9 protein-coding genes are annotated in these 11,537 nt (G+C 71.5%); 7 read left to right on the top strand and 2 right to left on the bottom strand.

Features of this window, described 5'->3' with window-relative positions; translation table 11 throughout:
* Positions 1–138 precede the first annotated feature (138 nt).
* From ACFV46_RS10730 to serA, 4 genes are all read left to right on the top strand, one after another.
* On the top strand, positions 139–1,983 hold the full coding sequence (locus tag ACFV46_RS10730) for an acetolactate synthase large subunit (RefSeq protein ID WP_361933812.1): 1,845 nt from the start codon (positions 139–141) through the stop codon (positions 1,981–1,983).
* 21 nt (positions 1,984–2,004) lie between these two features.
* On the top strand, positions 2,005–2,529 hold the full coding sequence (ilvN, locus tag ACFV46_RS10725) for an acetolactate synthase small subunit (protein WP_055624315.1): 525 nt from the start codon (positions 2,005–2,007) through the stop codon (positions 2,527–2,529).
* A 118-nt stretch (positions 2,530–2,647) separates the two neighbouring features.
* Entirely contained in the window at positions 2,648–3,646 is a 999-nt protein-coding gene (gene ilvC / locus ACFV46_RS10720; protein WP_062666567.1) for a ketol-acid reductoisomerase, read from the top strand.
* 231 nt (positions 3,647–3,877) lie between these two features.
* Complete coding sequence (gene serA / locus ACFV46_RS10715) at positions 3,878–5,467, top strand: phosphoglycerate dehydrogenase (protein ID WP_361926856.1); 1,590 nt, start codon at positions 3,878–3,880, stop codon at positions 5,465–5,467.
* 59 nt (positions 5,468–5,526) lie between these two features.
* On the opposite strand, the gene ACFV46_RS10710 is transcribed toward serA, so the two are convergent.
* A complete protein-coding gene (locus tag ACFV46_RS10710; protein ID WP_385497768.1) occupies positions 5,527–7,077 on the bottom strand; it encodes an MFS transporter in 1,551 nt (516 codons plus the stop codon).
* A gap of 84 nt (positions 7,078–7,161) precedes the next feature.
* On the opposite strand from ACFV46_RS10710, the gene ACFV46_RS10705 reads away from it, so the two are divergent.
* From ACFV46_RS10705 to ACFV46_RS10695, 3 genes are read left to right on the top strand one after another with little or no spacing between them, the layout of a single operon-like run.
* Entirely contained in the window at positions 7,162–7,743 is a 582-nt protein-coding gene (locus tag ACFV46_RS10705) for a TetR/AcrR family transcriptional regulator (protein WP_376727410.1), read from the top strand.
* Positions 7,744–7,794: 51 nt separating this feature from the next.
* Complete coding sequence (locus ACFV46_RS10700) at positions 7,795–8,217, top strand: hypothetical protein (RefSeq protein WP_361926863.1); 423 nt, start codon at positions 7,795–7,797, stop codon at positions 8,215–8,217.
* Positions 8,210–10,294 (top strand): tetratricopeptide repeat protein, encoded by a 2,085-nt coding sequence (locus ACFV46_RS10695; protein ID WP_385497767.1) that lies wholly within the window; start codon positions 8,210–8,212, stop codon positions 10,292–10,294. Before ACFV46_RS10700 ends, ACFV46_RS10695 begins: the two co-directional genes overlap by 8 nt.
* Here the strand turns inward: ACFV46_RS10695 and ACFV46_RS10690 are convergent.
* Positions 10,291–11,514, bottom strand: a complete 1,224-nt coding sequence (locus ACFV46_RS10690; RefSeq protein WP_385497766.1) for a PucR family transcriptional regulator — start codon at positions 11,512–11,514, stop codon at positions 10,291–10,293. The genes ACFV46_RS10695 and ACFV46_RS10690 overlap by 4 nt on opposite strands.
* Positions 11,515–11,537: the final 23 nt, after the last annotated feature.

Below are 11,537 nucleotides of genomic sequence, written 5' to 3'. Positions count from 1 at the left end.
CCAGCGACCCACACCCGGCGCGCTCCCCTCGCTTGCCTTATGGCACGAGGGGTTTTTTGTTGCACCAGCACCTGTGGTGCAACGCCGAAACTCCGCCCAAACCTCGCAAAAACCCTCAGCATCGAGAAGAGAATGCCGATGACCGAGCAGGCCTCCGGGGCTCACCCACAGCCCCGGCCCCGATCCGGAGGACAGCAGTCCATGCCCGAGCACGTCACGGGTGCGCAGTCCCTCATCCGCTCGCTCGAGGAGGTCGGCGCCGACACCGTGTTCGGCATCCCCGGGGGCACCATCCTGCCGGCGTACGACCCCCTGATGGACTCCACGCGCGTCCGCCACGTGCTGGTCCGCCACGAGCAGGGCGCCGGCCACGCGGCCACGGGGTACGCGCAGGCCACCGGCAAGGTCGGGGTGTGCATGGCGACGTCCGGTCCGGGCGCCACCAACCTGGTCACGCCGATCGCCGACGCGCACATGGACTCGGTGCCGCTCGTCGCGATCACCGGGCAGGTCGTCTCCAAGGCGATCGGCACCGACGCCTTCCAGGAGGCGGACATCGTCGGCATCACCATGCCGATCACCAAGCACAGCTTCCTCGTCACCAAGGCGGAGGACATCCCCCGGACGATCGCGCAGGCGTTCCACATCGCCTCCACCGGCCGCCCGGGACCGGTCCTGGTCGACATCCCCAAGGACATCCTCCAGGCGAAGACCACCTTCACCTGGCCGCCCGTCATGGACCTGCCCGGCTACCGGCCCGTCACCAAGCCGCACGCCAAGCAGATCCGGGAGGCCGCCAAGCTCATCACCTCCGCGAAGCGCCCCGTCCTCTACGTCGGCGGCGGCGTCATCAAGGCCGGCGCCACCGCCGAGCTGAAGGTCCTCGCGGAACTCACCGGAGCGCCCGTCACCACCACCCTGATGGCGCTCGGCGCATTCCCCGACAGCCACCCGCTGCACGTGGGGATGCCGGGCATGCACGGTTCGGTCACCGCCGTCACCGCGCTGCAGAAGGCCGACCTGATCGTCGCCCTCGGAGCCCGCTTCGACGACCGCGTCACCGGCAAGCTGGACAGCTTCGCCCCGTACGCCAAGATCGTCCACGCCGACATCGACCCCGCCGAGATCGGCAAGAACCGCGCCGCCGACGTGCCGATCGTCGGTGACGCGCGCGAGGTCATCGCCGACCTCGTCCAGGCCGTCCAGAAGGAGCACGCCGAGGGCCACCAGGGCGACTACACCGCCTGGTGGAACGACCTCAGCCGCTGGCGCGACACCTATCCGCTCGGCTACGACCTGCCCCAGGACGGCTCGCTCTCCCCGCAGCAGGTCATCGAGCGCATCGGGCGGCTCGCCCCCGAGGGCACCGTCTTCGCGGCGGGCGTCGGCCAGCACCAGATGTGGGCCGCGCACTTCGTCCAGTACGAGAAGCCCGCCACCTGGCTGAACTCCGGCGGCGCCGGGACCATGGGCTACGCGGTGCCGGCCGCCATGGGCGCCAAGGCCGGCGTCCCGGACCGGACGGTCTGGGCGATCGACGGCGACGGCTGCTTCCAGATGACCAACCAGGAACTCACCACCTGCGCCCTGAACAACATCCCGATCAAGGTCGCCATCATCAACAACGGCGCCCTCGGGATGGTCCGCCAGTGGCAGACCCTGTTCTACAACCAGCGCTACTCCAACACCGTGCTGCACTCCGGCCCGGACGACGTCAACCCGCAGGCCAAGGGCACGCGCGTGCCGGACTTCGTCAAGCTCGCCGAGGCCATGGGCTGTGTCGGCCTGCGCTGCGAGTCGCCGGACGAGCTGGACAAGGTGATCGAGGAGGCGAACTCCATCAACGACCGCCCCGTCGTCGTCGACTTCATCGTCCACGAGGACGCCATGGTGTGGCCGATGGTCGCCGCCGGCACCTCCAACGACGAGATCATGGCCGCCCGGGACGTCCGCCCCGACTTCGGCGACAACGAAGACGACTGAGCGAGAGAGACGTAAAAGATCATGTCCAAGCACACGCTCTCCGTCCTGGTGGAGAACACGCCGGGCATCCTGGCCCGGATCGCCGCCCTGTTCTCCCGGCGCGGCTTCAACATCGACTCGCTCGCGGTCGGTGTCACCGAGCACCCCGACATCTCCCGCATCACCATCGTGGTCAGCGTCGAGGACTTCCCGCTCGAGCAGGTCACGAAGCAGCTCAACAAGCTCGTCAACGTGCTGAAGATCGTCGAGCTGGAGCCCGGTTCGGCCGTCCAGCGTGAACTCGTGCTGGTGAAGGTCCGCGCCGACAACGAGACCCGCTCCCAGATCGTCGAGATCGTCCAGCTGTTCCGCGCCAAGACCGTCGACGTCTCCCCGGAGGCCGTCACGATCGAGGCCACCGGCTCCAGCGACAAGCTGGAGGCCATGCTCAAGATGCTGGAGCCGTTCGGCATCAAGGAGCTCGTCCAGTCCGGCACGATCGCCATCGGCCGCGGCGCCCGTTCGATCACGGACCGGTCGCTGCGCGCCCTGGACCGGTCGGCGTAGGACGCCGTTCGGGCGGCCGGGGGAATCCGGCCGCCCGCATTCCGAGACCCCGAGACCTCCCCCACCCCCACCGTCATACGGTGGGACGCAACACCAGCACCCAAGGAGAGAACCCAAAGTGGCCGAGCTGTTCTACGACGCCGACGCCGACCTGTCCATCATCCAGGGCCGCAAGGTCGCGGTCATCGGTTACGGCAGCCAGGGCCACGCCCACGCGCTGTCGCTGCGCGACTCGGGTGTCGACGTCCGTGTCGGTCTGCACGAGGGCTCGAAGTCCAAGGCGAAGGCCGAGGAGCAGGGCCTGCGCGTGGTGACGCCCTCCGAGGCCGCCGCCGAGGCCGACGTCATCATGATCCTGGTCCCGGACCCGATCCAGGCCCAGGTCTACGAGGAGTCCATCAAGGACAACCTCAAGGACGGCGACGCCCTGTTCTTCGGCCACGGCTTCAACATCCGCTTCGGCTTCATCAAGCCCCCGGCCGGCGTGGACGTCTGCATGGTCGCCCCCAAGGGCCCGGGCCACCTGGTGCGCCGTCAGTACGAGGAGGGCCGCGGCGTCCCGTGCATCGCGGCCGTCGAGCAGGACGCCTCCGGCAACGCCTTCGCGCTCGCCCTGTCGTACGCCAAGGGCATCGGCGGCACCCGCGCCGGCGTCATCAAGACGACCTTCACCGAGGAGACCGAGACCGACCTGTTCGGTGAGCAGGCCGTCCTCTGCGGTGGTACGGCCGCGCTGGTCAAGGCCGGCTTCGAGACGCTGACCGAGGCCGGCTACCAGCCGGAGATCGCGTACTTCGAGTGCCTGCACGAGCTGAAGCTGATCGTGGACCTCATGTACGAGGGCGGCCTGGAGAAGATGCGCTGGTCGATCTCCGAGACCGCCGAGTGGGGCGACTACGTCACCGGCCCGCGGATCATCACCGACGCCACCAAGGCGGAGATGAAGAAGGTCCTCGGCGAGATCCAGGACGGCACCTTCGCGCAGCAGTGGATGGACGAGTACCACGGCGGCCTGAAGAAGTACAACGAGTACAAGCAGCAGGACTCCGAGCACCTGCTGGAGACCACCGGCAAGGAGCTGCGCAAGCTCATGAGCTGGGTGAACGAGGAGGCGTGAGCCTCAGGGCGACAGGGCCGGAGCAGCCGCTCCGGCCCTCTTGTCCACCTCGTCCCACCACGGACGAGTGATCCTTCCGCGGAGGCGTGAGACCGTCTCCGTCACGGCACTACACTGCCGTACTACATACGCGTCAGGCCCACAGCGTCGTGCGTCTTCCACGCGGCTAGCAACCCTCCACCGCCTGCGGCCGTCGGGACGGCCGTCCGCAATGGACTTGTGAGGACTCACGTGAGCTCGAAACCCGTCGTACTCATCGCTGAAGAGCTTTCGCCCGCGACCGTCGACGCGCTTGGCCCGGACTTCGAGATCCGGCACTGCAACGGCGCGGACCGGGCCGAGCTGCTGCCCGCCATCGCCGACGTGGACGCGATCCTGATCCGCTCCGCGACCAAGGTCGACGCCGAGGCGATCGCCGCCGCCAACAAGCTGAAGGTCGTCGCACGAGCCGGCGTCGGCCTGGACAACGTCGACGTCTCCGCCGCCACCAAGGCCGGCGTGATGGTCGTCAACGCCCCCACCTCCAACATCGTGACCGCCGCCGAGCTGGCCTGCGGTCTGCTGCTCGCCACCGCCCGCAACATCCCGCAGGCCAACGCCGCGCTGAAGAACGGCGAGTGGAAGCGCAGCAAGTACACCGGCGTGGAGCTGGCCGAGAAGACGCTCGGCGTGGTCGGCCTCGGCCGGATCGGCGCGCTCGTCGCCCAGCGCATGTCCGCCTTCGGCATGAAGGTCGTCGCCTACGACCCCTACATCCAGCCGGCCCGCGCCGCGCAGATGGGCGTCAAGGTGCTGTCCCTGGACGAGCTGCTCGAGGTCTCCGACTTCATCACCGTCCACCTGCCGAAGACCCCGGAGACGGTCGGCCTGATCGGCGACGAGGCGCTGCGCAAGGTCAAGCCGAGCGTGCGCATCGTCAACGCCGCGCGCGGCGGCATCGTCGACGAGGAGGCGCTGTACTCCGCCCTCAAGGAGGGCCGCGTCGCCGGCGCCGGCCTCGACGTGTACGCGAAGGAACCCTGCACGGACTCCCCGCTGTTCGAGTTCGACCAGGTCGTCAGCACCCCGCACCTGGGCGCCTCCACCGACGAGGCGCAGGAGAAGGCCGGCATCGCCGTCGCCCGCTCCGTGCGGCTCGCGCTCGCCGGTGAGCTGGTCCCCGACGCGGTGAACGTGCAGGGCGGCGTCATCGCCGAGGACGTCAAGCCGGGCCTGCCGCTCGCCGAGCGCCTCGGCCGCATCTTCACGGCGCTCGCCGGCGAGGTCGCGGTCCGTCTCGACGTCGAGGTGTACGGCGAGATCACGCAGCACGACGTGAAGGTCCTGGAGCTCTCCGCCCTCAAGGGTGTCTTCGAGGACGTCGTCGACGAGACCGTGTCGTACGTCAACGCCCCGCTGTTCGCGCAGGAGCGCGGCGTCGAGGTGCGGCTGACGACCAGCTCCGAGTCGAGCGACCACCGCAACGTCGTCACCGTGCGCGGCACGCTCGCGAACGGCGAGGAGGTGTCGGTCTCCGGCACGCTGGCCGGCCCGAAGCACCTCCAGAAGGTCGTCGCCGTCGGCGAGTACGACGTGGACCTCGCGCTGGCCGACCACATGGCGGTCCTGCGGTACGAGGACCGGCCCGGTGTCGTCGGCACCGTCGGCCGCATCCTCGGCGAGGCCGGGCTGAACATCGCCGGCATGCAGGTCTCCCGGGCCGTGGCCGGCGGCGAGGCGCTGGCCGTCCTCACCGTCGACGACACCGTGCCCGCCGGGGTGCTGGCCGAGGTCGCGGCCGAGATCGGCGCGACGTCCGCGCGTGCGGTGAACCTGACCTGAGCCGACGGGCCGGGACGGCTGTCCCGGCCCGCTCCGGCGCCCCGGAGGGGGCTCCGTCCTCATACGCCGGACGGGCTGAGCGTGCTCGGCTCGTCCGGCGTTCCGCATGCCCGCTCACCGTCGCGGACCCGGCGCAGGGTGAGGGCCGCCAGCACCGCCGCGCCGGCCAGCACCACGGCCCCGGCGATCGCCGCGCCCTGCATCCCGCTGGTGAACGCCTCCCGCGCGGCCGCCGCCAGCCCCGGCACCCGGTCCGCGACGGTGAGCGCGCCGCCCAGCGTCTCCCGGGCCGCGTCCGGCGCCGACGCGGGGACCTCGTGGCGGTAGACCGCGGCGCCGATCGAGCCGAGCACCGCCATGCCCATCGCCCCGCCGAACTCGCTGGACGTCTCCATCAGGGAGGACGCGGCGCCCGCCCGCTCCACCGGGACGGTGCCCAGCGCCAGGTCCATGATCTGGGACATCACGACGACGGCGCCGACCGCGAGGATCGCGCTGGACGTGAGCACCACGGCCATCGAGTCGGTGCCGGCCAGCGACAGCACCCCGAAGCCCGCCGAGGCCACGGCGAAGCCCACCGTGACGACATGGGCCCGGGGCACGCCCCGGCTCACCAGCGCCCCGGCGACGGGGGCGGCCGCGCCGATCGGCACGGACGGCAGCAGCGCCCACAGGGCCGCCTCCAGTGCGCTCCTGCCGAGCACCGACTGCAGGTACTGCGTGGTGAAGTAGGCGGACCCCATCACACCGAACGCCGAGAGCAGGTTCAGGGCGACCGAGGGCGCGAAGCCCCGCCCCCGGAACAGCGCGGGGGAGATCATCGGCGCGGCGGCCGTGCGCTGGCGGTGCACGAACAGGGCGGCGAAGAGCAGGCCGACGGTGATCGAGACGACGTAGCGGACGTTCCAGCCCTCGGAGGGGATCTCCTTCAGCCCGTAGATCACGGGCAGCACCGCGGCCAGCGACAGCGGGACGCTCAGCAGGTCGAAGCGGCCGGGGCGGGCCGTCCGCGACTCCGGGAGCAGCAGCGGGCCGAGGATCAGCAGCAGGGCCATCGCGGGCAGGTTGACCAGGAAGACCGAGCCCCACCAGAAGAACTCGACCAGCACCCCGCTCATCACGGAGCCCAGGGCGATGCCGGCCGTCATCACGCCCGACCAGAGGCCGATCGCCTTGGCGCGCTGGCCGGGGTCGGTGAACATCGCGCGGAGCATGGCCATGGTGGACGGCATGAGGGTCGCGCCGCCGACGCCGAGGACCGCGCGGGCGGCGATCAGCGTCCCGGCGCTGCCGGCGTAGGCCGCCGTCAGCGAGGCGGCACCGAAGGCGGCGGCACCGACGAGCAGCAGCCGGCGATGGCCGACGCGGTCACCGAGCGAGCCCATCGTCATCAGCAGTCCGGCGAGGACGAAGGCGTAGATGTCGAAGATCCACAGCTGCTGGGTGCCGCTGGGCCGCAGGTCGGCGCTGATCGCCGGGATGGCGAAGTAGAGGACGGAGACGTCCATGGAGACCAGCAGCAGCGGCAGCATCAGGACGCCCAGGGCGGTCCATTCGCGGCGCCCGGCACGGGCGGGAGCAGGGGTGGCGCTCTTTGGTTCGGGAGTCATGACGGTGAAGGTACGCGCGTCTTAAACGCTTGTCTAGAACGCTTGTATAGGACGGCTGTATGAATGCGCGGTAGGCTGAGCCGCATGGGACACCGTGAGGATCTGCTCGAAGGCGCCAAGCGCTGCCTGCTGGCGAAGGGGTTCGCGCGCACGACGGCACGCGACATCGTCAAGGAGTCGGGGACCAACCTGGCCTCGATCGGCTACCACTACGGCTCGAAGGACGCGCTGCTCGCCCAGGCGTACGTCTCCCTGGTCGAGGGGATGTCCGAGGCCTTCGACGGGGTGGACGGCATCCGGGGCGAACCGGGCTCCCTGGAGCGCTTCGAGGAGGTGTGGTCCAACATCATCGGCACCATGAGGGACCCCGGCTCGCTGTGGCGGCTCAGCGTGGAGATCGTGGCCATGGGTGACGAACTGCCCGAGGTCAGGGCCCATCTGGCGGAGGCCCAGCGCGAGGCCTCGCGCGGCATCGTCGCGCTCTTCATGGGCGGCTCCGAGGACGACGTCACCCAGGACACCGCGGACACCCTCGGCGAGTTCTACACGACCTTGCTGATGGGCCTGATGATGCAGTGGACCTTCGACCCGGACGGCGCTCCGGAGGCCGGGCACCTCACGGAGGGGCTGCGCCGGGTGATGGAAGCCGCCCGGCCGGGTAAGTGAACTGCGTTACAGTCGCGTTGACCGAGTTCGTACGCTCAACGGGGGGTTCGGGTGGACGTGGTGGGGACCGAGCGGATCCGGGTGAGCGTCTTCGCGCCCGGCGACGAGGAGTCGCTGACCGCGGCGCGGGCGGCGTTCGCGCGGGCCGAGAGCGTCGCGAAGGACGTCGAGGCCCGGGGCACCGTCCCCCTGGGCGACGTGCTGCTGATCGGCTCGGTCGCGACGCACGCCCTCGCCTATCTCATCAACACCCTGCGCAAGGCGTGGAGCAAGGGCGTCGTCGTCGACGCGATCGGCCGGCGGATCACCGTCCGGCAGGACCCGGCCCTGCCCCGCGGCCTCGTGGTCGTCCGCTCGAAGTCGGGCGAGGTGACCGTGCGCGACGGTGCCGGGCTGACGGACGTCATCACCGCGGCGCTGCCCGCGCGCGGCGGTGACGGCGCAGGCCAGGGCAGTGGCGGGTCCGGTGCCTGACCCGGGCGGCGACCCCGGCCGCAGCATCCTGTTCGGCCGCCACCAGAACCCGGAACTGGCGGCCGAGGCGCGCGAGATGAGCCTGACCTTCGCCGACTTCGCCCATCTGCGCCGGGTCACCGGCGAGGAGGACCCGGAGCGGGCGTGGGAGGCGTACTTCGCCCACACACAGCCGCAGCTGCGAGGGCTGCTCGACGGCCTCCTCGGCACGTTCCCCCCGGAGGACCAGGATCGCGCGGCCGAACTGGCGGGCTCCGTCGAGGCGTTCGTGCTGCCCTCCGGGGCGCTGGAGTCACGGGTCTTCGCCAGCCCCCAGGGGACGCCCGGCCACCTCATCGGCATCTCCCCGGCCGTCGTCCAGCTGACCGCCGAGATCGCCTGGGGCTTGGAACTGGCGCACCCCTACGAACCGGAGGCGCTTCCCCGCGGATGGGAGGCGGCCACCATGCACGCGCAGGAGTCGCTCGCCCTCAACCTCCAGCGCTACGTACGCGCCCTGGAGGTGCCGGACGGCGGACCGGTGTCGCTGAGCATGCTCGACATCGCGATGCGGCACGGAGACCGCGCGAGGACCCACGCGCGTGGGCCGCGGGACTTCTACGACGCGGCGATGGCCTTCGCCCTCGCGCACGAACTCGCCCACCTCGACCACGGGGACCTGTTGTCCGTGGAGGGCCGGGAGACGGAGGCGTTCCTCTCCGAGCGCCTCACCCCGCATCTGCGGATCTCCGACGAGGAGAACGAGGAGCTCCGGGCGGACGCGGCGACGTTCACCGCGTGTTTCAACTACTTCGTGGGGGTGTGGCTGGTGATGAACAAGCGGCCCACCGGCCTGCTGGGCGCCCTCAAACGGTTCGAGTGGGACGGCCGGCATCGCCTCACGGCCTGGCACAGTGCGCGCCGCGCGACCGAGGCGTGCGAGGCCTACTACTCCGCGATCATGATCCTCTCGGACCTGTCGTTCCGGCGCGGTGACGACGGCACCGCCCGGCGCCTGATGACCACGGGGATGCGCCTGCCCTACATCCAGCAGTACGTGCAGCGGATGCGCGAGGAGGTGCTGGCGCCGTCCTACGGGCCGTTCCTGTGGGAGGACCGGGACGTCCGGTACCGCAAGGCCCACCACAGCTGGCGCGTCCACTTCGTCGAGGTCTTCCTGCCCCACATGTGCCGCCACCAGCGCTCGGACGCGCCGGACTGGGTCACCGAGCTGAAGACGCCCGCCGACCTGTTCCGGGAGGCCGAGGTCCTTACGGCGATGGCCGCCGAGCACGAGCGGCAGATCGCCGCGCTGACCCGGGAGAAGGGCGCCGACGACCCCGAGGTGCTGTCCGCGCGGGGGCAGCTCGCCACCTTGCGCGCGGAGGCGGGGGACCACGCGGGAGCGGTGGAGATCCTCGAGGCGCTGGCCGTCGACGCGGCACGGGTCGCGGGCCCGGACGACAAGGGCACCCTGGGTATCCGCCACAACCTCGCCTGGCTACGGGCCCAGACAGGGGACACGGCCGGTGCCGCCGCGGCGTTCCGCGCCCTGTGCGCGGACCAGGAACGGGTCTTCGGACCCGACGACCCCGAGGTCCTGGACACCCGCTACGAACTCGCCTGGCTGCAAGGTGACTCCGGGGACGCGGCGGGCGCGGTCGCCGCCTTCACCCGCCTGTGCGCAGACTACGAGCGGGTGCTGGGCCCCGGCCACGCCGCCACGCTCGCCACCCGCAGGAGCCTCGCCCAGTGGCGGGAGCGGCAGGGCGACATGCGTGGAGCCGCCGCCGCGTCGACCGAGGCCCGCGCGGGCCAGTACCCGGTCTTCAGCCCCGACCACCCCGGCACGCTCCCCGCCTACGAGCAGCGCCTCACGGAGCAGGAACGCGCCTACGGGCCCGGCGATCCGAACACGCTCACGACCCGCTGGTTCCTCGGCATGCTGCGGGCGAAGGAGGGGGACGCCGCCGGCGCGGCCGACGCGTTCGCCGGGCTGCTCGACCACGATCTCGGGCCGCTGGGCTTCGACGACGTGGACGTGTCCGTCCTGCGGGGCAACGTCGAGCACTGGCGGACGGTGGCGGACAGGTCCTAAGGGGATTCGAGCCGGCGTCCCTTCAGCGTCATGTGCAGCAGCAGCCGGTCCTCGCCGTCGTCCAGGTCCAGGCCCGTGAGCTGTTCGACGCGGGAGAGGCGGTAGTACAGGGTCTGGCGGTGGATGCCGAGTTCGGCGGCCGTGCGGCCCGCCTGGCCCGCGCGGTCCAGGTAGACCTCGGCGGTGTGCGCCAGCTCGCGCTGGGCGGGGGACAGGAGCGGGGCGATCGCCGCGTCGCGGGACGCCTCCGGGGGCAGCGCGGTGAGCAGGCGGTACGGCCCGATGCCCGACCACTCGGCCACCGGGCCCAGCCGCGGCTCCGCCAGCGCCGCGCGGGCCGCCGCCGACGCCTCCCGCCAGGACGCGGCCAGCTCGGCGAGCCCGGTGCGCGGTTCGCCGAGGCCGGCCGCCGGGCGGGCCGGACCCGTGTCGTCCTTCAACAGCCGGGCCGCCGCCGCGTGCGCCGCCGTGCGCACGTCCGCCGAGCGCAGCCGGACGAGGACGGCGAGGCTGTGCCCGGCCGCGCCCCAGGGGAGCGTGCACAGCGCGGTCGCGTGCGGGACCGTCCGCACCGACGGGGTGTCGTCCGGGTGTGCCGAGGGCCAGAGGGCCACACAGACCACCGTGTGGACGCCGTCCGCGCGCGACCCGAGCGCCGTGCGCAGCTCGGCCACCGCCATGTCGCTCTGCCACCCGCGCTCAGCGGTCAGCACCGCGCGCAGCTCACGGCTGAGGTCGGCCCCGTGCTGCGCCTCGTCCGCGAGCAGCGCGCCGATCCGCGCGGTGACCGCCATCGCGTCGTCAAGCTGCCGGTCGGTGGGGCCGGGATCGCCGTCCAGCAGCCACACATAGCCGAGGACGACACCCCGATGGCGTACCGGGAGGCAGATCCGGGCCCGGTAGACCCCGGCCTCCGGGGTGCGGGGGATGCGCACCGGGCCACTCGCCCGGGTGATGCCGAACCCCTCGAACCAGGTCCGCACGGCCGCCGTGGAGCGCCGGGTCAGGATCGAGCGGGTGCGCACGGGGTCCAGGGCCGACGCGTCGAGCTCGTCCTCGCTGTCGTACGCGCCGAACGCGATCAGCTCGAAGTCGCGGTTCTCCAGCGTCGCGGGGGCGCCCAGGAGCTCCGAGATCTCGTCCACGAGCTCCTGATAGTCGGCCTTGTCTGCGGGCGTCACCCGGGCATTCTCCCTCATTCTCCCGGGGGCTTCATACATCTGTCTGAGATCTCCGGCACGGA

Origin of the sequence: Streptomyces sp. NPDC059852, from assembly GCF_042731455.1 — a bacterium.
In the GTDB taxonomy this organism is placed as follows: domain Bacteria; phylum Actinomycetota; class Actinomycetes; order Streptomycetales; family Streptomycetaceae; genus Streptomyces.
Note: the sequence above shows the minus strand (reverse complement) of the source record. Positions and strands in the feature narration are given on the sequence as shown.

Bases quoted from the DNA above. Each gene is read 5' to 3' on its own strand.
- ACFV46_RS10705 (WP_376727410.1), top strand. From the start codon at position 7,162: ATGGGACACCGTGAGGATCTGCTCGAAGGCGCCAAGCGCTGCCTGCTG.
- ilvN (WP_055624315.1), top strand. From the start codon at position 2,005: ATGTCCAAGCACACGCTCTCCGTCCTGGTGGAGAACACGCCGGGCATC.
- ACFV46_RS10710 (WP_385497768.1), bottom strand. From the start codon at position 7,077: ATGACTCCCGAACCAAAGAGCGCCACCCCTGCTCCCGCCCGTGCCGGG.
- ACFV46_RS10690 (WP_385497766.1), bottom strand. From the start codon at position 11,514: ATGTATGAAGCCCCCGGGAGAATGAGGGAGAATGCCCGGGTGACGCCC.
- ACFV46_RS10730 (WP_361933812.1), top strand. From the start codon at position 139: ATGACCGAGCAGGCCTCCGGGGCTCACCCACAGCCCCGGCCCCGATCC.